The 21,833-nt window shown below is 33.3% G+C and carries 19 protein-coding genes; 12 read left to right on the plus strand and 7 right to left on the minus strand.

Annotated elements, in window-relative coordinates; all coding sequences use genetic code 11:
- Nucleotides 1-98 precede the first annotated feature (98 nt).
- From guaA to FBE87_RS06425, 7 genes are all read left to right on the plus strand, one after another.
- Entirely contained in the window at nt 99-1,634 is a 1,536-nt protein-coding gene (guaA, locus tag FBE87_RS06395; protein WP_100626261.1) for a glutamine-hydrolyzing GMP synthase, read from the plus strand.
- A gap of 85 nt (nt 1,635-1,719) precedes the next feature.
- Complete coding sequence (locus FBE87_RS06400; RefSeq protein ID WP_002853236.1) at nt 1,720-3,180, plus strand: hypothetical protein; 1,461 nt, start codon at nt 1,720-1,722, stop codon at nt 3,178-3,180.
- A 239-nt stretch (nt 3,181-3,419) separates the two neighbouring features.
- Entirely contained in the window at nt 3,420-4,670 is a 1,251-nt protein-coding gene (gene purD / locus FBE87_RS06405) for a phosphoribosylamine--glycine ligase (protein WP_002853212.1), read from the plus strand.
- Nucleotides 4,667-5,119, plus strand: coding sequence for an RDD family protein (locus FBE87_RS06410; RefSeq protein ID WP_002853161.1), 453 nt, complete (start codon nt 4,667-4,669; stop codon nt 5,117-5,119). The genes purD and FBE87_RS06410 overlap by 4 nt, the downstream gene beginning before the upstream one ends.
- Complete coding sequence (locus FBE87_RS06415) at nt 5,109-7,157, plus strand: LPS-assembly protein LptD (protein ID WP_100626260.1); 2,049 nt, start codon at nt 5,109-5,111, stop codon at nt 7,155-7,157. The genes FBE87_RS06410 and FBE87_RS06415 overlap by 11 nt, the downstream gene beginning before the upstream one ends.
- 69 nt (nt 7,158-7,226) lie before the next feature.
- Entirely contained in the window at nt 7,227-9,386 is a 2,160-nt protein-coding gene (locus FBE87_RS06420; protein WP_100626288.1) for a polyribonucleotide nucleotidyltransferase, read from the plus strand.
- A complete protein-coding gene (locus tag FBE87_RS06425) occupies nt 9,383-9,865 on the plus strand; it encodes a DNA-deoxyinosine glycosylase (protein ID WP_002859314.1) in 483 nt (160 codons plus the stop codon). Before FBE87_RS06420 ends, FBE87_RS06425 begins: the two co-directional genes overlap by 4 nt.
- Before the next feature lie 43 nt (nt 9,866-9,908).
- Here FBE87_RS06425 and FBE87_RS06430 read toward each other — a convergent pair whose 3' ends face one another.
- Nucleotides 9,909-10,571: a DUF4230 domain-containing protein gene (locus FBE87_RS06430; protein ID WP_002859315.1), complete on the minus strand. Its 663-nt coding sequence runs from the start codon at nt 10,569-10,571 to the stop codon at nt 9,909-9,911.
- 17 nt (nt 10,572-10,588) lie between these two features.
- Nucleotides 10,589-11,773 carry an MFS transporter gene (locus tag FBE87_RS06435; protein WP_002878587.1) on the minus strand — a complete coding sequence of 395 codons (1,185 nt, stop codon included), beginning with the start codon at nt 11,771-11,773 and terminating at the stop codon, nt 10,589-10,591.
- 53 nt (nt 11,774-11,826) lie between these two features.
- On the opposite strand from FBE87_RS06435, the gene FBE87_RS06440 reads away from it, so the two are divergent.
- Both FBE87_RS06440 and porA read left to right on the plus strand, forming a co-directional pair.
- Nucleotides 11,827-12,282, plus strand: a complete 456-nt coding sequence (locus FBE87_RS06440; protein ID WP_002853170.1) for a low molecular weight protein-tyrosine-phosphatase — start codon at nt 11,827-11,829, stop codon at nt 12,280-12,282.
- A gap of 251 nt (nt 12,283-12,533) precedes the next feature.
- Complete coding sequence (porA, locus tag FBE87_RS06445) at nt 12,534-13,808, plus strand: group 1 major outer membrane porin protein PorA (protein ID WP_100626259.1); 1,275 nt, start codon at nt 12,534-12,536, stop codon at nt 13,806-13,808.
- A gap of 114 nt (nt 13,809-13,922) precedes the next feature.
- On the opposite strand, the gene dnaJ is transcribed toward porA, so the two are convergent.
- Nucleotides 13,923-15,044, minus strand: coding sequence for a molecular chaperone DnaJ (gene dnaJ, locus FBE87_RS06450; protein ID WP_002853203.1), 1,122 nt, complete (start codon nt 15,042-15,044; stop codon nt 13,923-13,925).
- 156 nt (nt 15,045-15,200) lie between these two features.
- On the opposite strand from dnaJ, the gene FBE87_RS06455 reads away from it, so the two are divergent.
- The 3 genes from FBE87_RS06455 to recR are packed head-to-tail and all read left to right on the plus strand — an operon-like array spanning nt 15,201 to nt 17,676.
- A complete protein-coding gene (locus tag FBE87_RS06455; RefSeq protein WP_002853168.1) occupies nt 15,201-15,872 on the plus strand; it encodes a response regulator transcription factor in 672 nt (223 codons plus the stop codon).
- Entirely contained in the window at nt 15,869-17,104 is a 1,236-nt protein-coding gene (locus FBE87_RS06460; protein WP_002853226.1) for an ArsS family sensor histidine kinase, read from the plus strand. The genes FBE87_RS06455 and FBE87_RS06460 overlap by 4 nt, the downstream gene beginning before the upstream one ends.
- Nucleotides 17,104-17,676 (plus strand): recombination mediator RecR, encoded by a 573-nt coding sequence (gene recR, locus FBE87_RS06465; RefSeq protein WP_002853214.1) that lies wholly within the window; start codon nt 17,104-17,106, stop codon nt 17,674-17,676. The genes FBE87_RS06460 and recR overlap by 1 nt, the downstream gene beginning before the upstream one ends.
- Here recR and FBE87_RS06470 read toward each other — a convergent pair.
- From FBE87_RS06470 to FBE87_RS06485, 4 genes are read right to left on the minus strand one after another with little or no spacing between them, the layout of a single operon-like run.
- Complete coding sequence (locus FBE87_RS06470; RefSeq protein WP_002859319.1) at nt 17,673-18,209, minus strand: HyaD/HybD family hydrogenase maturation endopeptidase; 537 nt, start codon at nt 18,207-18,209, stop codon at nt 17,673-17,675. The genes recR and FBE87_RS06470 overlap by 4 nt on opposite strands.
- The gene (gene cybH, locus FBE87_RS06475) at nt 18,206-18,898 is read right to left on the minus strand and encodes a Ni/Fe-hydrogenase, b-type cytochrome subunit (RefSeq protein ID WP_002853164.1); all 693 of its coding nucleotides are present in this window, start codon (nt 18,896-18,898) and stop codon (nt 18,206-18,208) included. Before cybH ends, FBE87_RS06470 begins: the two co-directional genes overlap by 4 nt.
- Nucleotides 18,899-18,908: 10 nt before the next feature.
- Nucleotides 18,909-20,624, minus strand: coding sequence for a nickel-dependent hydrogenase large subunit (locus tag FBE87_RS06480; protein WP_002853190.1), 1,716 nt, complete (start codon nt 20,622-20,624; stop codon nt 18,909-18,911).
- Between the two features lie 2 nt (nt 20,625-20,626).
- Nucleotides 20,627-21,766, minus strand: a complete 1,140-nt coding sequence (locus FBE87_RS06485; protein WP_002853195.1) for a hydrogenase small subunit — start codon at nt 21,764-21,766, stop codon at nt 20,627-20,629.
- Nucleotides 21,767-21,833: the final 67 nt, after the last annotated feature.

Below are 21,833 nucleotides of genomic sequence, written 5' to 3' on the forward strand. Positions count from 1 at the left end.
CTTGCGGATATAAAGGCAACCCTCAATACACAAGCTATGAACAAAATGGCTCGGTAAAAACCATTAAAAAATACGAACAATTACATAGGTGGTAAATAATGAAAAAAGCAGATATTTTAGTTTTAGACTTTGGCTCTCAATACACTCAGCTTATAGCAAGACGCTTAAGGGAACAAGGAGTTTATGCAGAAATTTTACCTTTTAATGTAAGCTTAGCTGATATTAAGGCGAAAGAACCAAAAGGTATTATTTTAAGCGGAGGTCCAGCAAGCGTATATGCAACTGATGCGTATTTTTGCGATAAAGGCATATTTGACTTGGGTTTACCTGTTCTTGGAATTTGTTACGGTATGCAGCTTATGGCACATCATTACAAAGCTACAGTTGCACCTGCAGGACATAAAGAATACGGTAAAGCAAACATAGAGATCAAAAAAGACAGTGCTTTATTTAAAAATCTTCCAAAAAAGCAAACCGTTTGGATGAGTCATTCTGATAAAGTAGAAAATTTACCTGATGGTTTTGAAGTTTTAGCCACAAGTGAAAATAGCCCTTTTTGTGTTTTTGGCAACGAAAATAAGAAATTTTTTGCCTTACAATTTCACCCAGAAGTACAACACAGTGAATTTGGCAAAAATATCTTAAAAAATTTTGCTAAATATGCTTGCAATTGTGAAAGTATTTGGAATATGGGTTCTTTTGCAAAAACTCAAGCAGAAAAAATCCGTGAAGAAGTAGGCAATGATAAAGTGCTTTGTGCTGTAAGTGGCGGAGTAGATAGTAGCGTAGTTGCTGCACTTTTAGCTAGTGCTATAAAAGAGCAAGTTATAGTAGTTTTTGTAGATAATGGACTTTTAAGAAGTGGAGAAAAAGAACAAGTTGAATTTATGTTTAAAAACACTTTAGGCATCGATCTCATCAGCATTGATGCAAGTGAAATTTTCTTAAGTCGCTTAGCTAATGTCACAGATCCTGAACAAAAAAGAAAAATCATAGGAAATACCTTTATAGAAGTTTTTGAAGAAGAAGCAAAAAAACATAAAGATGTAAAATATCTCGCTCAAGGCACACTTTATACTGATATCATAGAAAGTTCTGTTGTAGGTGCAAGCAAAACCATTAAAAGCCATCATAATGTAGGAGGCTTACCTGAAAAAATGAATCTTAAACTCATAGAGCCTTTAAAAGAAATTTTTAAAGATGAAGTGCGTGCTTTAGGGCTTGAGCTTGGACTTAGCAAAGAAGTGGTTTATCGCCATCCTTTCCCTGGGCCAGGGCTTGCTATACGCATTATGGGAGAAGTAAATCGCCCTAGCTTGGAACTATTGCGCAAGGCTGATGTAATTTTACTTGAGGAACTTAAAAGTACAGGTTGGTATGATAAAACTTGGCAAGCATTTTGCGTGCTTTTAAATGTTAAAAGCGTTGGGGTTATGGGGGATAACCGCACTTATGATAATGCAGTTTGCATACGCGTTGTAGATGCAAGCGATGGTATGACAGCTACCTTCTCGCATTTACCTTACGAAGTTTTAGAAAACATAAGTCGCCGTATCATCAATGAAGTAGAAGGTATAAACCGCGTTGTTTATGATATCTCAAGCAAACCACCTGCAACCATAGAATGGGAATGATCCATTTTTTCTAGCTCTTATTTTTAATATAAAATTTTTATAAAAATAAGGCTAGAATTTATTTAAGAAATTTCAAGGAAGAAATATGCATGGAAAAATAGCTATTTATATGGATTCTACAGGACGTGGAACCGTTACAAACTCAGCAAATACCTTTTTTGACTTTAATCGCCAAATTTGGAATGATAAAAAAAGTATGCCAAGTGTTGGTATGCTTGTGGAATTTAGAACTCTTTCTAGCGAAAAAAAAGCAGAAGACGGCAAACTCGTTCAAACAAGCAAAACCATAACAGGTATAAAACCTTCAAAATTTCAAGAATTCAAAGAAGGGGATTTTATCACTGAGCATGATTTTTGGAAAACTGATAATGATGATGAATTAGAAGACTTGCAAAACTCAAGAAGAAGTGCTTATATAACAGAACTCTATAGAACAACAGACTTTGACACTATAGAAAAAATTCCTCTTTCTTTTACTATACCTCAAGCTATACAAAAATATTTTGCCCATGAAATTTTATCCGTAGAAACGCTTCAAGCCAATCTACAAGATGAAAAGGAAATTCCTTGTATACTTGATTATCTTATACTTAAAAGATTTTTATTTAAAGCTTATGATACTTTAATTTTTATGGATAATAGCATAGACCAAACCCAATTTAGCGCATTAAAAAGCATCATGATGCATTTAGAGAATTCGTATAAGCAAATGATGGCTGATCAAAAACCAAATATCACTAAAATTTTTAACGAAACTTTTTTATCTTTGCAGTGTCATTACCAAGCTTTAGTAGCCACCATAGATACAAGAAAAAATCGTCTAGCCTCACTTGAAGCACAAATGAAAACTTTACAATCTGAAATAAATCTTAAAAGCAATGCGACCGATGCAGACCCTGAAAAACTTAAAGCACGACAAGAAAGATTGGCTAAACTACAAAAAGAAGCAGAATACTACAGAACAACACTAAAAAGACTTGATGCTATAAGGGAAGATTTTTATAAGAAAAATTACAATATTTTCGAAAATGCTTTTAAACTTTCACGAGAAAAACTCTTTAAAAAAATTGTCACAGGTTTAAATCTATGTGCAACCATAATGGATGTCAAAATTTGGCACTTATCTTTAAAATCATCAGGGGTTAAAAATTCTTATTTTACTATGAGTAATATAGAAAATTCTTTCTGTTCTCTTTCTTTTGCAGAACATTACTTAAGTCGCTTAAATAAATCCGCTCTAAATCCTTTTGATCAAAAACTTTTAGTGTATATTCAAAAAATCACAAAAGAACAAAGAAAAAAATTTTTAGTTGTCACATCGGATTTAGATTTATTATGCAAATTAAAAATTGAAAACTTTTCACAAAATCCGTATTATTTAGTAAAATACGCACCTAAAAAAGTAAATTATCAATCTTTAATGCGTGATAACACCTTTGATATAGTCTATATTGATGAAAAACATGTTTGGGAAAATGTTGCCGATATTATTTTACAAGGAAAGCATTTTGACAAATCAGGAAAAACCAAATTTAAACTGATTTAAGACATAGAAATTTAAGCTAAATTAAGTTATAATTTCCTTGCCTAAACAGTTTGTAGTATTTAAAGTGATCCAACACATTTTTATTAACTGCGATTGTGTGATTTACCGTGTTCTGTGGCATCGTTTGAGCTTTGAAAAAAGTGAGAAGTTGCAGCCTTTAAAAATTACCTAGCGGTTTTCTTTGACTTTTTGGGGTCAATCTTTGTTAAACGGCTGTTTGGGTTTAAAAGGAGATATAAATGAAAATAATGATTTTGGGTAGTGGTGCAAGAGAATATTCTATTGCTTTAGCCTTAAGAAGAGTAGACAAAAATTTAGAGTTTTATTTTGCTCCTGGAAATGGCGCTACCGAAAGTCTTGGAACAAATTTAAACCTAAAAGATCCAGTAGTTTTAGCAACCTATGCAAAAGAAAAAGGTTTTGATCTTTGTATAGTAGGAAGTGAAAGTTTTTTAGCTGAAGGGGTTGTAGATATTTTTAAACAACAAGGACTTGCTATTTTTGGGCCAAGTAAAGCTGCTGCAATGCTTGAAACCTCAAAATCTTTTATGAAAAGCTTTCTTAAAAAATACCGTATCAAAACAGCCAAATTTTTAAACACAAATGACATTGAAAAAGCAAAAAATTTTATATATAGTTTAACCCCTCCTATAGTAGTAAAAGCCGATGGACTTTGCGCAGGAAAAGGTGTTATCATAGCTAAAACTCATGAAGAAGCCATAGAAGAAACAGCTAAAATGCTGAGCGGAGAAAGCTTTGGAGATGCTGGAAAACTCGTTGTAATTGAAGAATTTTTAGATGGTTATGAATTAAGCATTTTTGCAGTATGTGATGGCAATGATTTTGTTTTACTTCCTGCAGCACAAGATCACAAAAAATTACTCGATAATGATCAAGGGCCAAATACTGGTGGAATGGGTGCTTACGCTCCTAGCTCTTTGGCGAATGAAAGCTTGCTTAGAAAAGTTCAAAAAGATATTATTTTACCAACTTTAGCAGGTATGAAAAAAGAAGGAGCGGAATTTTGTGGTGTTTTATTTATAGGTGCTATGATCGTTGGAAATAAACCTTACGTATTAGAATTTAACGTTCGCTTTGGCGATCCTGAATGTGAAGTTTTAATGCCTTTAATCGAAGATCCTTTAGAGCTTATTTTAGCTGCTACTCAAAGACGCTTAAGACACTCAAAAATCAAAATCAAAAAAGAATTTGCAGTAGGGGTTGTATGCGCAAGTGAAAACTATCCTTACAAAAGTTCACCAAAAAGTGAAATTACTGTAAATAACATTCCTGAAAACTCTCATATTTCTTATGCTGGAGTAAGCCTAGAAGATGGCAAATTAATGGCTGATGGTGGAAGAGTTTTAGTTTGCGTTGGCACAGGAAAAAGTATAGAAGAAGCGCAAAAAAATGCTTATAAACTTTGTGATAATGTAAATTTCAAAGGAAAACAATACAGAAAAGACATCGCTCATCAGGTTCTGAAATGAAAGAAAATTTACAAGACCGCTTAGAGCGTGAAAATCTAAAAATAGCAAGTTTTGGAAAAAGAGTTCTAGCTTTTTTAATCGATGATATGGTTATTTCTTTGATTGTGTTTATCATTTTTTATGATCGTCTAATCCAAGCAAAAGATTTATTTGAAACAACTCAAATTGTAGGAAATTTTTACCTTGGCTTCATCTTGCTTCATTTTAGTTATCAAGCAATTTTTACTTATCTTTATGGGGCAAGTTTGGGAAAAATATTATGCAAAATTATCATCTTGGATGAAAATCTTCTTGATAAACCCAATCTCATTCAAAGTTGCATCAGGTCTGCCGTAAGACAAGTTAGTGCTATGGCGTTTATGCTTGGATTTGCTTGGGCTTTAAGCAATGATTTACGCAAAGCTTGGGAGGATTATCTAGCAAGGACAATAGTAGTTGATGTGGCGTAAATTTTCCCTATTGCTAGGAACTAGCATAGCTTTAAGTGCAGCACAAGTTGATATTTACACTCTTGATGCAAAAAAAGAAGGTGATATTCTTACTGCGAACAATGATGTTATTATTTTTTCTGATTTTTATTTCATCACTGCCAATAAAGCAATTTACAATGAAAAAACCGGAGATGTTGAGCTTTTTGGCGATGTTAACATCCTAAGGGGACAAAACGAAAGATCGCATTCTGATTATGCTAAAATCAACCTAAATTCCAATCAAGCCGATTTTAGTAATTTTTTCTTTTCCAATAACAATCTTGAAGTATGGTTTCAAAGCAAAACAAGTCATCTAAATGATAAAGTCTTTGAAAGTAAAATTTCAGCAGTTTCAAGCTGCAATGTTGAAGATCCTGATTGGGAAATTCGTTTTTCAAAAGGCTGGCTTAACCGGGAAACCAATTTTGTTCATCTTTACAATGCAAGATTATATGTTAAAAATACCCCAGTTTTTTATCTGCCTTATTTTGGATTTAGCGCTGATACTCATAGACAAAGCGGGCTTTTAATCCCAAAAATCGTTTTAAAAAGTAGCGAAGGCTTATACTATGAACAACCTATTTATATAGCCACTCAAGAAAATTGGGATTTAGAACTTAATCCACAAATTCGAACAAACCGTGGTTTTGGACTTTATTCTACTTTAAGATTTCTTGATTCTCCATATTCAACAGGAGAATTAAATTTTGGTGCTTTTAGGGAAAATAGCTCCTATTTTCACGATGAAAATTTAAAAAATCAAACCCACTATGGAATAGAACTAAAATACTCAAGAGATGATTTAATCAAATCTTTACTCAGTGATAATTTTCAAGAAGGCCTATGGATAGATGCAACCTATCTCAACGATGTGGATTATTTAAATTTAGGAAGTAGGGATTATCGAGATCTTAACTCGCTTGTAACCTCAAAAATCAATTATTTTTTAGCCGATGAAAACAATTTTTACGGAGCTTATGCAAGATATTATATCGACACATCTAAACTTAGCAACAATACAACCTTACAAGAATATCCAAGCTTTCAATATCATAGATTTTTAAATAACCTTTTTGATGAACGCCTGCGTTATTCATTTGATGCTTCATTTCATAATTTTTACCGACCTGCTGGTTCTTATGCAAATGAGCTAAATTTAGACTTGCCTATCTCGTATCACAATGCTTTTTTTGGAGACTTTTTACACTTTACTTTTACAGAAAGATTTTATGCTTCTTTTGTAAATTATAGCAACAATCCCGAAAGAAACCATGAGCATTATTTCAGAAACACTCATGATTTTAACCTCTATACCGATCTTTCAAAAGCTTATGAAAATTTCTTTCATACTTTAAATTTGGGGGTAAATTATGTTTTACCAGGAGCAAAATCAGGTGAAATCACGCAAGATTATCTTCAAGATTATGAAAAAGAAGATGAACATATAAGTCTTTATGCTGTACAATATTTCTATAACAACGAAGGACAAAAAAAGCTCAAACACAGAATTTCACTTGATTATCTTAATAAACAAAACGAATTCTATGAACTTGAAAATCTTTTAACTTATTATTTTAATGAAAATATCAATCTTAACAGCGAAGTGCTTTACTCTTATGAGCAAAGTCGCTTTACTAATGTCATCAGTCAAATAGAAGTCAATACAAATTCAAAATTTAACTGGATGTTTTCTCATGCTTATCAAAATGATGAGTATGGAAAATACAGCTTTATTGGCACAAGAGCAAACTATATTGCCACACCTAATTACAATCTATTTGGTGGGATTTGGTTTGATACTCAAAGAGCTCATGCAAACATGTGGGAACTTGGCTATACTTACCAAAGAAAATGTTGGAATTATTCTTTAATGTATAGAGAAAGAATCGATCCACAACTTACAAGCGGTGGTATCACAGCCAAAAATCAAAGCGGAGTTTATTTTATTTTCAACTTCTATCCTTTAGGAGGAGTAAAATATGACTTCTCATTAGCAGAAAGTGAAAACAAAATTTAAAAAGGATGAAATTTGCTAAATATTTTTAAAAATTTTACAAATTTATTGTCTGGCAAAAAAGGAAAAATAATGCAATACAGCATAGAAATTAACAAAAATACAGAAATATTTGATATAGATAAAGTCGCCAAACAAGCTGCTGGTGCTGTTTTAATGAGACAAGGTAGAAGCGTTGTTTTAGCTACGGTTGCAAGAGAAGAAAAACAAGTTGAAGAAGATTTTTTACCTCTAACCGTTCAATACATCGAAAAAGCTTATGCCGCAGGAAAAATCCCTGGCGGTTATGTCAAAAGAGAAACCAAACCAAGCGATGCAGAAACCTTAACAGCACGCATTATCGATAGAAGCTTACGCCCTCTTTTCCCAAAAGGCTATGCTTATCCAACTCAAATCGTTGTGATGGTTCTCTCAGCTGATCCTAAAGTAGATTTACAAGTAATGAGCTTAAATGCCGCAAGCGTGGCACTTTATCTTAGTGATATACCTATGAAAGCTCCAGTATGTGGTGTGCGTATAGGAAAGATAGATGGAAATTTCATACTCAATCCAAACAATGAAGAGCTTCAAAATAGCACCCTAGATCTCTATGTAGCAGGTGTAAAAGATGAGCTTTTGATGATAGAAATGAGAGCCTTACCTGATCAAAAAGAAAATGAAATCTTTATCGAAGCTCCTTATGCTGATGTTTTAACTCAAACCACTTCACAAAATATGAATGAACTTAGCGAAGATGAAATTTTAGAAGCTCTAAATTTAGCTCAAAAAGCTATATTAAATGGTTCAAATGCTTATGAAGAAGCCTTTAGCAAACACGAAAAAAATTCTCAAATCGAACTAAAAAATGAGATTGAATATCCTGAAATTTTAGCTTTTATAGAAAATAATTTCCAAAAACAAATCAAAGAAGCCATCAACCAAATGGCAAAAAGCGAAAGAGCAAGCGAACTAAATAAAATCGCTAAAGAAATTTCAAATCTTGAAATCGCTAAAGAGTGGAGCGAAGAAAGTGTCTTAAATACCTTAGCTAAAGTCAAACGCAAACTTATTCGTGAGCAAATTTTAAATGAAGGCAAAAGAGCTGATGGTAGAAGTTTAAACGAAGTGCGTCCTATTAATATAGAAACCAACATCTTACCAAACGCTCATGGTTCTTGTCTTTTCACTCGTGGACAAACTCAAGCCCTAGTGGTTGCAACCTTAGGCGGAGAAAACGATGCTCAAATGATAGACTTGCTTACAGAAAAAAATCCTATAAGCGAACGCTTTATGGTAAATTATAATTTTCCAGGTTTTTCAGTAGGCGAAGCAAGTCCTATCAAAGCTCCAGGAAGAAGAGAACTAGGACATGGAAATTTAGCCAAAAGAGCACTTTATCCAAGTGTGGATGAAAACTATCCTTATGTAATCCGCTTAGTCAGTGAAATTTTAGAAAGCAATGGCTCAAGTTCTATGGCAACGGTTTGCGGCGGATCTTTAGCCTTAAAAGCAGCAGGAGTGCCAAGCTTAAAACTTGTTGCAGGAGTAGCCATGGGACTTATCTTTGAAGATAACAAGTATGCTGTTTTAACAGATATCATAGGACTTGAAGATCATGATGGGGATATGGACTTTAAAGTAGCAGGAAGCAAAGACGGCGTTACTGCTCTTCAAATGGATATAAAACTAGGTGGAGTCGATCAAGAAATACTAAAACAAGCTTTATACCAAGCCAAAGAAGGAAGAATTCACATTCTAAATATCATGGAAGAAGCCGCCAAAGAAATCATAGTCAATGAAGAAGTTTTACCTAAACTTGAGCTTTTTAGCGTTGATCCTTCAAAAATCGTTGATATCATAGGACAAGCCGGAAAAACCATCAAAGAAATCGTAGAAAAATTTGGCGTTTCTATAGACTTAGATCGCGAAAAAGGTGAAGTAAAAATAGCAGGTAGTCAAAACGAACAAATCAAAGCCGCAAAAGACTACATCATAAACATCACAAGCTCTCAAAAAGGAACTAAAAAAGGCTCTAAAGACAAAGATATATCAGGCTTTGAACTTGGGCAAGAATTTCAAGGTATTGTTAAAAAAATCGCTCCTTTTGGAGCCTTTGTGGAACTTAAAAATGGTGTTGATGGTTTATTGCATAGTTCAAAAAGCAAGCATCTTAATTTAAGCGAAAACCAAAGCTTAAAAGTTAAAATCAGCGAAATTAAAAACGGAAAAATTTCTGTGGATTTGTGTGAGTGAGCGAATTTCTAACTCATCCTTTTGAGCCTTTTTTTGACAAAGATTCTAAAATCTTAATTTTAGGATCTTTTCCTTCGGTAAAATCAAGACAAGATGGCTTTTATTATCAACACCCAAGAAATCGTTTTTGGCCTATACTAGAAACACTTTTTGATGTAAGATTAGAAAATATCACAGAACAACAAGCCTTTTTAAGAAAAAAACATATCGCTCTTTGGGATGTACTTCAAAGTTGCAAGATAAAAAATTCAGATGATAAAACTATAAGTTATGCAAAAGCCAATGATTTAAGCCCGATCCTTTCTCAAACCAAAATCCAAGCCATTTTTACTACTGGACAAAGTGCTTATAAATTTTTTATTAAATTCCACCCTCGCTTAAAAGCCATAGCCCTACCCTCAACTTCTCCTGCAAATTTAAATTTTTCTTTTGAACAGCTTTTACAAAACTATGAAATAATCAAAAAATTTACAAAATAACAAACTAAGCATTACCCCCCCCCCAAGTAAAACAAGAAAAAAACTAGTTAATATCTAGCTTTTGCGTGTTATCCTTGAATTCAAATTCCACTCTCTTAGCTCCAAAACCTTTAGCAATAGCTTCTAAAGTATCCTTAGCACTTTTATGAATTTTGCTTTCTAAATTTTGGATAAGATTTAAAGACAAGTCTTTAACCTCATCTTTGGCTTCTTTTATGAGTTTGTTTTTATCACTTTCGCTAAAACTAATCCCCGTACTATTGATAGAATCAGGCAGTAAAAAAGGTAAAAATTTAGCATTTTTTTCATCATAAAATTTCATATCTATGATGCTGTGTTTGTATCTACACTCTGGCATGATGATCTTATAAGCATCGTCCCCTAAAGGCAAAATATCAAAGTTTTTATCCCTTAAATCATACAAGAAAGTGATCTCAAATTCAAAAATCAAAGCAATCTGTCTTTCACTCAAAGACCATCCTAAAAGATTTTTCCAAATTCCATTAAAAGCGCTATCTTTTTTAGTGACAATCTCTTTACTAAAAACTTGAAAAACACTTAATTCTCCTATGGATTTAAGCTGCATGATATCGCTAAAACTTTGCGTGCTTTTTTCTTCTATTTTAGGGCTTTTATACTGCCTAAAAAGCACTACAAACAAAAGTACAAGTAAAATCATCACTAAAACAAATAAAATCATTTCCATTTTAAACCTTTCTAAATTTATAAACCTTGATTTGAAAAGATATATTTTTTCTCAAACGCTAAGAAAATAAAAGCATTAATGATAAAAATCAAACACACAAAAGTAAAAACAAATTCCACGCTAAAATGTGAAGCCATAATCCCTCCGCCAAAAGCTCCACAAAAATTTCCCAAAAATTGACAAGTTTGATTAAAACCAAAAATCACACTTAAATTTTTAGCACTCACACTTTTTTTAAGCAAGGCATTCACACAAGGCAAAAGCCCTCCAAGTCCTACACCTATAAGTAAACGCACGAAAATAAGCGTATAAACATTACTTACTACAGCCTGCAAATAAAAGCAAATTCCACAAAATATCAAAGCTCCAAAAATAATCTTACTAGGCCCTATCTTATCGGCGATTTTTCCAAGTTTTGGTGCGAAAAAAAGATTGCTAATCCCACTTGCAGCCACTACTATACCCGCCCAAAGAGCCAAATTTCCACCTTGATGAATTTGCTCAACATAGATACTTAAAATCGGCATCACTCCAAAAGTACCAAATTGTATCACAAAAGTAGTGATAAAAAGAACGATAATAAGGGTTTTGTTTTCTTTCACTTTTTGAGTATTTTTCTTCGCCTCTTTTTGAATTTTTCTCTCATGGATGAAAAAATAAATCGTCACAAAAGAACAAGCGATCAAAAAAGCCACCATATCAAAAACCGTACTAATACTAAAAAATTCAGCCACAAAGCCACCAAACAAAGGCCCAAGCAAACTTCCACTTATAGAAGCCGTAGAAAGAGTTCCTAAAGCATAAGCCACTTTTTCTTTAGGTGCTATCACAGCGATAAACACAACAGCAGCAGAAGTAAAACCTGAAATTATCCCTGTTAAACCCCGCACAAAAACTACTTCTAAAGCACTATGAGCAAAGCTAAGCCATAAAGTTAAAACCGACATCCCAAAACTTGCACGAAGAAGCATATTTTTATAACCATACTTTGCACCCAAAAAAGCCCACAAAGGTGAAAAAACAGCCATAAAAAGTGGAGTGATCCCAAAAGCAAGCCCTGAGTAAAACGCTATTTCACTCGTATCAACATGTCCTAGTTCTTTGATATAAAAAGGCAAAATCGGAGCGATTTGACTAAGCCCCATACTTGTGGTAAAAACACCAAACCAACACACAAGCAAAGTTCTATTGAAATTTTCCATGGATTTATTGTATGATATTTTTTATAATTTTTAATTAAAACTCAAGGATAAAAATGAAAAAAATACTCTTTATATGCTTAGGCAATATATGCCGTTCGCCTATGGCAGAATTTATCATGAAAGATCTTGTCAAAAAAGCAAATTTAGAAAAAGAATTTTTTATAAGCAGTGCTGGAACTTCAGGAGAACACGATGGAGAAGGTATGCACTATGGTACCAAAAACAAACTTGCTCAACTTAACATAGAACACAAAAACTTCACAAGCAAAAAACTCACTCAAAAGCTTTGCGATGAAAGCGATTTTTTAATCACCATGGACAATTCTAACTTCAAAAATGTTTTAAAAAACTTCACCAACACCCAAAACAAAGTTTTAAAAATCACTGATTTTAGTCCTAGTCTAAACTACGATGAAGTCCCTGATCCTTGGTATAGCGGGAATTTTGATGAAACTTATAAAATTTTATCCCTAGCTTGTAAAAATTTACTTGTTTTTTTATCAAAATAATTTAAAACAACTATATATTACTTCTCGTTTACTTTTTAGGCTTATACTTCTAAACGAACCGAAAAACATTCATAAGAAAAACTCCTTAAAATTACACGCCTAGCTTAAATCCCTTTAGCTAGGCTTTTCTTTAGATGTTTTTATCCTTCGGATTTAAAATTTTTACTATTTTAAGTGCTTCTTAAGAAAAAACTCCAAATTTATGTGCTACAATTACAATGTTTTATTAATTTTTGACAAGGAGAATTCTCATGAAACTAGTTAAACTTAGTTTAGTTGCAGCTCTTGCTGCAGGTGCTTTTTCAGCAGCTAACGCTACTCCACTTGAAGAAGCGATCAAAGATGTTGATGTATCAGGTGTATTAAGATACAGATACGATACAGGTAATTTTGATAAAAATTTCGTTAACAACTCAAATTTAAACAACAACAAACAAGATCACAAATATAGAGCACAAGTTAACTTCAGTGCTGCTATAGCTGATAACTTCAAAGCTTTCATTCAGTTTGACTACAACGCTGTTGATGGTGGCACTGGTGTTAATAACGTAAAAAATGCCGAAAAAGGACTTTTTGTTCGTCAATTATACTTAACTTATACAAATGAAGATGTTGCTACAAGTGTAATCGCTGGTAAACAACAATTAAACCTTATCTGGACGGATAACGCTATTGATGGTTTAGTTGGAACAGGTATTAAAGTAGTAAATAACAGCATCGATGGTTTAACTCTAGCTGCTTTTGCTGCAGATAGCTTCATGGCTGCAGAGCAAGGTGCAGATTTATTAGGACATAGTAATATTTCAACAACATCAAATCAAGCTCCTTTTAAAGTAGATTCAGTAGGAAATCTTTATGGTGCTGCTGCTGTAGGTTCTTATGATCTTGCTGGTGGACAATTTAATCCACAATTATGGTTAGCTTACTGGGATCAAGTAGCATTCTTCTATGCTGTAGATGCAGCTTATAGTACAACTATCTTTGATGGAATCAACTGGACACTTGAAGGTGCTTACTTAGGAAATAGCCTTGATAGCGAACTTGATGATAAAACACACGCTAATGGCAATTTATTTGCTTTAAAAGGTAGCATTGAAGTAAATGGTTGGGATGCTAGCCTTGGTGGTTTATACTACGGTGATAAAGAAAAAGCTTCTACAGTTGTAATCGAAGATCAAGGTAATCTTGGTTCTTTACTTGCAGGTGAGGAAATTTTCTATACTACTGGTTCAAGACTAAATGGTGATACTGGTAGAAACATCTTCGGTTATGTAACTGGTGGATATACTTTCAACGAAACAGTTCGTGTTGGTGCTGACTTCGTATATGGTGGAACAAAAACAGAAGCTGCTAATCATTTAGGTGGTGGTAAAAAACTTGAAGCTGTTGCAAGAGTAGATTACAAATACTCTCCAAAACTTAACTTCTCAGCATTCTATTCTTATGTGAACCTAGATCAAGGTGTAAACACTAATGAAAGTGCTGATCATAGCACTGTAAGACTTCAAGCTCTTTACAAATTCTAAGAAGCTTTCAAGTCTAACTTCAAGGCGGAGTTTTGCTCCGCCTTTTTTTATGCCTGATTTTTAAAACTTAAATTTATATAAAAAATTTTCCCAAGCTAAAACGCTTTAGGAAAATTAAGACTTAAACCAATTAGTGATTTTTTCAAAAAGCCCTTTTTGCTCTTGATGCATACCATCTTTGATGCCAAAACTTTCACTTAGTTTTTCTAAAAGTTCTTTTTGTTCATCGTTTAAAGAAGTTGGGAATTTGATAGAAATTTGAACGATTTGATTTCCCATGCGAGAACTATGAACATCTTTTACCCCTTCTTTTTCAAGAACAAATCTTTGTCCATCTTTAGCACCCTTTGGTAAATTTAAGGTCGCTTCACCGCGTATGGTGGGTACTTTTATACTCTCTCCTAAGATAGCTTGAGTAAAAAACACTGGAAATTCTATATATATATCATCATCATCTCTGATAAAAGTATCATCTTCAGCGGCGATGATCTTAACATACATATCCCCTCTAGTACCATTTTTTAAGATATTACCTTTAGCATTGACACGAAGTTTCATACCTGTATCTACACCTTCTGGGATATTAAGCTCGACACTATCTTTGCTTTCATTATAACCCAAACCTTTACAATCACTACATTTTTCACTAGCTTTTTCTCCAATTCCTTGACAATCAGGGCAAGTTTGTGCAAAAGTGATAAAACCTTGAGAAACCCCAACCTGTCCTCTACCTTGACACTTTGGACAAGTTTGAAGCTTTCCATCTTTAGCCCCTGTTCCATTACAAGTTTTACAAGAGCATTTATAAGTAAAGTCTATATTTTTCTTACAACCAAAAACCGCTTCTTTAAAACTTAATTTTAAATTAACGATAAAATCTGAAGGGATTTTCTCATCATTTGAACTTTTTCTACGACGCGATGAGCCAAAGCCTTCTCCAAAAAAACTAGAAAATATATCTCCTAAATCCTCAAAACCACCAAAACCTGAGCTACTAGAACCAAATCCACCGCCTTTTAAAGCATCTTTTCCGTATCTATCATAAATAGCTCGCTTTTCATCATTGCTTAAAACTTCATAGGCTTCATTAACAAGCTTGAATTTATCTTCTGCTTCTTTATCACCTTGGTTTCTATCAGGATGATATTTTAAAGCCATTTTTCTATAGGCTTTTTTTATGGTTTCTTTATCAGCATTTTGCGTGATTTCAAGAATTTCATAATAACTTATTTCCACATTATTCCTTTAAAAAATTTAAAATTTTACTAGAATTTTAATTTTAAAAATTCAAAAATATAATTTTAGCAAAAATAAAATCAATAATTTATCAAATTTTAAATAAAATTATGTAAAGATTTTAAAGACTACATAAAAATTTACAAGGACACTAGAATGATTAATGTGTTGATGATAGAAGATGATCCTGACTTTGCACAATTATTATCTGAATATTTAGCGCAATTTAATATTAAAATCACAAATTTTGAAAATCCTAAAAGTGCTTTAAATGTGGGTATTCAAGGCTATGATTGTCTGATTTTAGATTTAACTTTACCTGGAATTGATGGTCTTGAAGTTTGTAGAGAAATCCGACAAAAAAGCAATATTCCTATTATCATCTCATCGGCTAGAGGTGACTTAAGCGATAAAGTTGTGGGGCTTCAAATCGGTGCTGATGATTATCTACCAAAGCCTTACGATCCAAAAGAAATGTATGCAAGGATTATGAGTCTTATTCGTCGCACAAAAAGAGTTGAACACACTAATAATGAAAATATTAACTCTGCTTTCAAAATTGATGAAAGAAGACATGAGATCACCTATGAAGATAAGGTTTTAACACTTACTCCTGCTGAATTTGAAATTTTAGAATACCTTATCCAACAACACGGATATAGTGTTTCAAGAGAACAGCTTGTAAGTCGCTGTAAAAATCTAAAAGATAAAGATTCTAAAAGCCTTGATGTTATCATCGGTCGCTTAAGGGTAAAAATAGGAGATAGTTCAAAATCTCCAAAACATATTTTTTCTGTTAGAGGTATAGGATATAAACTGATAGGATGACAAAAAATTATTCTATTCATACCAAACTGATTATTTTATTTATTGTTACTTTTTTCTTGGTTTGTGTGCTTTTTATCGTTCTTTTAAAAATAGAAGGGAATGCCTATAATGAAGAAGAAAGTTTAAAACAAGAAAATCTTATAAAAAATTTACTCATCTCCTATGAAAACACTTCAGGTGTTGAAATAGGAGCTTATCTTGGAAACAGCGGTTTTAACGCTATACAAAATCCCAATCTTGTAAAAGCTATAAGAAATAATGGACAATCACTTTTTAAAGCAGGCGGAGAGCTTTGTACTCTTTCTTCTTTAAAATATCATAGCAATCTTTATTTTGATGTTCAATGTAAAGATTTTGATGGCTTGTATGAAGAAAATACTAGTGATAGGGTTTATAATCTTTTATTGATAGGATTTTTCTCTTTTTCTTTGTTGGTTGTTTTTATGTATTTTTCTGTATTAAAATCCTTAGAACCTTTAAAAAAATTAAGAAGACAAGTTGCCGAAGTTGCAAATGGGGAACAACCTGATTTTCTAGACTATCAAGAAGATGAAGTAGGCAAGATCGCCTTTGAATTTCAAAAAGCTTTCAAGAAAAACCAAGAATTAATCCAATCAAGACAACTTTTCCTAAGAACAATCATGCATGAGTTAAAAACCCCTATAGGAAAAGGGAGAATCATTTCTGAAATGATCAAAGAAGACAGACAAAAAGAAAGACTTATCGCTATATTTTTACGCATGGATTCTTTGATCAATGAATTTGCCAAAATCGAAAATTTATTTTCAAAAAACTACAACTTACACTTTAAACCTAGTCGTTTTAGCACTATACTTGAAGAAGCTAAAGAACACCTTATGATAGATGATTTTAATAAAGTTGTAAAAGTCGATATAAGATATGACGCTTTAATCAATGTTGATATGGAAATTTTCTCTGTAATTTTAAAAAATCTTATCGATAATGCCTTAAAATACTCAAACAATGGCACTTGTGAGCTTTTTTGTTGTAAAGAATGTTTTACCATTAAAAATCCAGGCAAACCTTTAGCAGAGCCTATAGAGCATTATCTTGAAGCTTTTACAAGAGAAAAACACAATCAAGTCAAAGGTATGGGACTAGGACTTTATATAGTTTCAGAGGTATGTAAACTGCATAATTTTGATTTGATTTATTTTTATGATGATGGAAAGCATTGCTTTAAAATTTTCTTTGGAGATAAAGAAAAATAATGGTAAAAGGCCTGGAAAAATTCAATGAACTTGTTGAAAGTTTTGCAAATTTACCTACCATAGGAAAAAAAACCGCCATAAGGCTTGCTTATCACCTTTGCATAAATAATCAAATCGATGGTATGAAACTCGCACACAATATAGAAAATGCTATCCGCTTTATAAAACCTTGTGAGCAATGCGGTGCTTTAAGCGAAAATGAGCTTTGCGAAATTTGTAGCGATAAAGAAAGAAATAAAAACATTTTATGTATAGTTGAAAGCCCAAAAGATATACTAACACTCGAAGAGAGTCAAAGTTACAATGGGCTATATTTTGTTTTAGATGAGTTAAATGAAGAAAAACTTGAAAAACTAAAGCAAATCATACTTAAGCTAAATATCTCTGAGCTCATTTTTGCATTGACACATAGCATTAATTCTGATGCAACCATCTTTTTTATAGAGGATAAATTTAAAGGCTTAAACCTAACTTTTAGTAAAATCGCTCAAGGAATTCCAAGTGGTGTAAATTTAGAAAATGTGGATTTAATCTCTTTAAATAAAGCTATGAATTTTAGAACAAAAATTTAGTAATTTTTATAAGAAATATCGGCTAATTCTTGCAAAGAAAAATCCGCAATCTTTTCATAAGCAAAACCTTCCTTGCTTAAAAAATCAAGTAAAGTTTTTTCCATGATTTTAGCTCCTTGTATAAGCTCATCTGAAAGCTTAAAACTCATCGCTTCAATACGCTTTGGCACACAAGCTAAGATGTGTGTTTTAGGCAAATCTCCTGCAAGTTCCATGTATTGTAAGGTTTGAAGCATTTCTATTTCATGGGCACTTCCACTCCAGCTAATTTTATTAGGCATAGCATCATAAGGAAAGAAAAATACATCTCCTATACTCGCACCTTGCGCTTCTATACAGTCTAAAACGATAAGTCTATCGTATCGAGCGATGATATAGCTAAGCTGCAAAGCCAAGGTTCCACCATCAACAAAATCTAAAGTAAATTCAGAATGAGTGAATTTGTAGTTTTTTTCAAGTTGTTTGCAAAGATGAACGCCTAAGCCTTCATCCGCAAACATGATATTACCTATTCCAAGGACTAAGAATTTCAATGCTGTTCTTCTTTTACAAATTTATATCCGCTAATAATAGCATCCATAGCACCATCTTTACCTTTTACTGCGTTAAAAATCGCCATGTAAATATGTACTGGCACAAAAATCATAATTACCCACATCAAAATTCTATGATAAGTTCTTACATCGGCCAAACCGCCCATTGCAGCTTCAAGCGGTCTTAAAATATGATATAAAAGCCCACCTAAGCCCTCATGGTAAGTATGAGTATAAAGAATAAGCCCTGTAAGAATGATACCTAATATCACAAGATAAAAGAAAAAATAAGTTACAAATTGCAAAGGATTATAAACCCCTTTTAAATGCGGATGTTTTCCTAAGAAAATGTAAAATTTTACTTGTTCTATCCATAATTTGATATTAAAAATATCCCATACACTTCTGCGTTCTTTTGCGCTTACCTTATCGCAGAAAAACAAATATACTTTAAAAATAATACAAGCGATTAAAACAAAACCCACCGCTTGATGTACTAAGCGGTATTTTGCTTGCATAAAATTTACGGGTTCACCGTTACTAATAGGGCTTTGGAACACATAGGAAAGATAATACCCTGTGCCAATAAGAATCACTATAGCAATAGCTCTTACCCAGTGCGTTAAACGCAAACCTATGCTAAATTCATATTCAGCTTTTCTTTGCAATTTTTCTTCTTTGTTTTGCATGAAAGCCTCCTTATAAATTGACATTCACTTTATATTCACTTAGATTATTGCCCTTAGTATCCATTACATGCACCGCACAAGCAATACAAGGATCATAAGAGTGAATTTTTCTAATGATTTCAAGTGGTTGTTTTACATCAGCGATTTTAAGTCCTATCAAACATTGCTCATAACTTCCACCTACGCCATTTGCGTCTTTTGGACTTGCATTCCAAGTAGAAGGCACCACAGCTTGCCAATTTTCAATAACACCATTTTTAATTCTACACCAATGGCTTAATGTTCCGCGTGGCACATGCCCCATATAGCGTCCTTTGTATTCTTTAGAATTATCGATCACATAAGGAGCACAAGTACTCTGGTCTACTTTTAAATTTTCAACTAAATTATTAAACGCTTTTAAAGCATTATTTGCAACGATTTTTGCTTCAATACAACGAGCAGCTGTTCTTCCAAGTGTGCTAAATACAGCATTTAAAGGAAGTCCTGTTTCTTTTAAGAACTCATCTACCACAGGAACAACATTTTGATTACCTTTAGCATAATTTACAACGACATTTGCTAAAGGTCCTACTTGCATAGGATTTCCTTCATAGCGTGGAGCTTTAATCCAGCTATATTTACCCTTAGTATCAAACACTTTAGAATGGACATTATTTCCATGATGATCTACGCTTTCTCCATCTACAAGTCCTGTATAATTTGGATTTGTTTTGCCATCATAAGGATGTAAAGGTTCATTGTCTGCATACCAAGAATGAGTTGCCTCTTCAGTAATCTTATCTTCTTCTACTTCATAAACCTTGCTTAAATCTCCATTTTTGATAATACCACTTTCAAAAAGCCATTCATCTCTTCCGATTTGGAATTCTTTAAAGGTATAAAGATTATTTACCCCTATATCATTTAAAACACTTGCTTCATGTGCATAAGCTTTTCCTGCCATCACAAGATCAGGATAATACGCACGATTAACAAAGTCTTGCACTTCTTGGAATTTAACCATATATTCACCCATTCTTGCAGGATCGAGTAAATCCATAACGCAAGTTACACCACCAACGGTTAAGCTTTGTGGATGTGGATTTTTAGCTCCAAAAATCGCCATACATTGAGCAATGATTCTTTGAATTCTTAAACATTCTAGATAGTGAGAAAGAACGATTAAATTTTGCTCAGGACTTAAACGATAAGTTGGATGACCATAATACGCATTAGCAAAAGGTCCTAAATTTCCTTTATCTACAAAAGTTTTAAGTCTTTGTTGCACTTCAAGAAGTTTATCCGCACCTGTTGCATAAGGATTTGAAGTGTATTTAAAAGCTTCATCGCTTGCTTTTTTAACATCAGCACTTAAAGCACTTACCACATCAGCCCAATCAAGCCCATGAAGTTGATAAAAATGCACAATATGATCGTGTAAAAATAAAGCCGCATTCATTAAAGTTCTTGTTAAAAGCGCATTTAAAGGCGGAGTAATACCTAAAGCATTTTCAACAGCAACTATACCTGCTTTATAATGTGAAAAAGTACAAACTCCGCAAATTCTTTGCGTCATAAAACCCGCATCTCTTGGATCACGCCCTTTTACTATGGTTTCAATACCACGCCACAAAGTAGAGCCCGCATAAGCTTCTTTTACCACATTGTTATCATCAACAACAACTTCAACTCTTAAATGCCCTTCAATTCTTGTAATAGGATCTACGATTATTTTTTGACTCATTTTTATTCCTTATCTTTTTGCATGGAAGATATAACTGCGTGTGCTGCTATAGCAACGCCTGTGAGTGTAAGCACACCTATACCGATTTTATCTGAAACACTATCCGCACCCAAACCAAAAACGGTATCAAATTTACGACTAGCCATAGGCTCTTCAAAAGGTCCCATAGTATCCCAAAAATTAGGCTCAGAACAACCTATACAACCATGCCCTGCTTGAATAGGCCAAGAAGTGTGCTGGTTAAATCTCTCTCTTGAGCAGTTATTAAAAGTATAAGGTCCTTTACAACCTACTTTATAAAGACAAAAACCTTGTTTTGCTCCTTCATCCCCAAAAGCATGTACAAATTCACCCGCATCAAAATGTCCGCGTCTTTCACAAAGATCATGAATTCTTAAACCATAAGCCCATTTTGGTCTATTATACACATCAAGTGCTGGTAACTCACCAAATAATAAATAATGAAGTACATTACCCACTATATTTTTTTCACTTGGAGGACAGCCTGGAACATTGATCACAGTTTTGCTTGTTACTTTGCTTAAAGGCTGCGCGTTGCTAGGATTTGGTCTTGCGGCTTGAATTCCTCCAAAGCTAGAACAGGTTCCTATAGCAAAAATCGCCAAAGCATTTTCACTTGCCATTTTTGAAAGCTCATAGCCTGTTTTTCCATGTGCACCTATGGTTAAAAAATGCTCTGTATCACCCATAGGGATACCACCTTCAACCATTAAAATGTATTTATTTTTATGCTTTTGAATGGCACTTTCTAAATTTTCTTCAGCTTGCCAACCTGCTGCAGCCATCACTGTTTCGTGATATTCTAAAGAAATATAATCAAAAATCAAACTATCAATCGTTGGAGTATCACTTCTTAACAAACTCTCGCTACAGCCTGTACACTCAGCCATATGAAGCCACACAACAGGAAGCCTATCAGCAAGCTCAGCAGCTTTTGCCACCATAGGAGTAAAACTCGCTGGCAAAGCCAAAAATGCAGTCATAGCACCTGCCCATTTCATAAAATCCCTTCTAGAAAAACCTGACTTTTCTAATGCTTTTGTAATACTATCATTGTCTTTCAAAGAAGGAAGCTTTTCAAGAGCCGATAAACGCGACTCTATTTGATGATAATCAATCATTATATTTCCTTTATAACATGAAATTTATTCTCTATAAATAATAAAATAAAGAAAGTTAAAATAAAGT

The organism is Campylobacter sp. CFSAN093246 (genome assembly GCF_012889415.1).
Classification (GTDB): Bacteria; Campylobacterota; Campylobacteria; order Campylobacterales; family Campylobacteraceae; genus Campylobacter_D; species Campylobacter_D jejuni.

Excerpts from the sequence above, each read along its gene's own strand:
- FBE87_RS06455 (WP_002853168.1), top strand. The coding sequence starts at position 15,201 with ATGATTAATGTGTTGATGATAGAAGATGATCCTGACTTTGCACAATTA.
- FBE87_RS06400 (WP_002853236.1), top strand. The coding sequence starts at position 1,720 with ATGCATGGAAAAATAGCTATTTATATGGATTCTACAGGACGTGGAACC.
- FBE87_RS06460 (WP_002853226.1), top strand. The coding sequence starts at position 15,869 with ATGACAAAAAATTATTCTATTCATACCAAACTGATTATTTTATTTATT.
- FBE87_RS06430 (WP_002859315.1), bottom strand. The coding sequence starts at position 10,571 with ATGGAAATGATTTTATTTGTTTTAGTGATGATTTTACTTGTACTTTTG.
- porA (WP_100626259.1), top strand. The coding sequence starts at position 12,534 with ATGAAACTAGTTAAACTTAGTTTAGTTGCAGCTCTTGCTGCAGGTGCT.
- FBE87_RS06440 (WP_002853170.1), top strand. The coding sequence starts at position 11,827 with ATGAAAAAAATACTCTTTATATGCTTAGGCAATATATGCCGTTCGCCT.
- guaA (WP_100626261.1), top strand. The coding sequence starts at position 99 with ATGAAAAAAGCAGATATTTTAGTTTTAGACTTTGGCTCTCAATACACT.
- purD (WP_002853212.1), top strand. The coding sequence starts at position 3,420 with ATGAAAATAATGATTTTGGGTAGTGGTGCAAGAGAATATTCTATTGCT.
- FBE87_RS06420 (WP_100626288.1), top strand. The coding sequence starts at position 7,227 with ATGCAATACAGCATAGAAATTAACAAAAATACAGAAATATTTGATATA.
- FBE87_RS06410 (WP_002853161.1), top strand. The coding sequence starts at position 4,667 with ATGAAAGAAAATTTACAAGACCGCTTAGAGCGTGAAAATCTAAAAATA.
- FBE87_RS06485 (WP_002853195.1), bottom strand. The coding sequence starts at position 21,766 with ATGATTGATTATCATCAAATAGAGTCGCGTTTATCGGCTCTTGAAAAG.
- recR (WP_002853214.1), top strand. The coding sequence starts at position 17,104 with ATGGTAAAAGGCCTGGAAAAATTCAATGAACTTGTTGAAAGTTTTGCA.
- FBE87_RS06435 (WP_002878587.1), bottom strand. The coding sequence starts at position 11,773 with ATGGAAAATTTCAATAGAACTTTGCTTGTGTGTTGGTTTGGTGTTTTT.
- FBE87_RS06415 (WP_100626260.1), top strand. The coding sequence starts at position 5,109 with ATGTGGCGTAAATTTTCCCTATTGCTAGGAACTAGCATAGCTTTAAGT.
- cybH (WP_002853164.1), bottom strand. The coding sequence starts at position 18,898 with ATGCAAAACAAAGAAGAAAAATTGCAAAGAAAAGCTGAATATGAATTT.
- FBE87_RS06480 (WP_002853190.1), bottom strand. The coding sequence starts at position 20,624 with ATGAGTCAAAAAATAATCGTAGATCCTATTACAAGAATTGAAGGGCAT.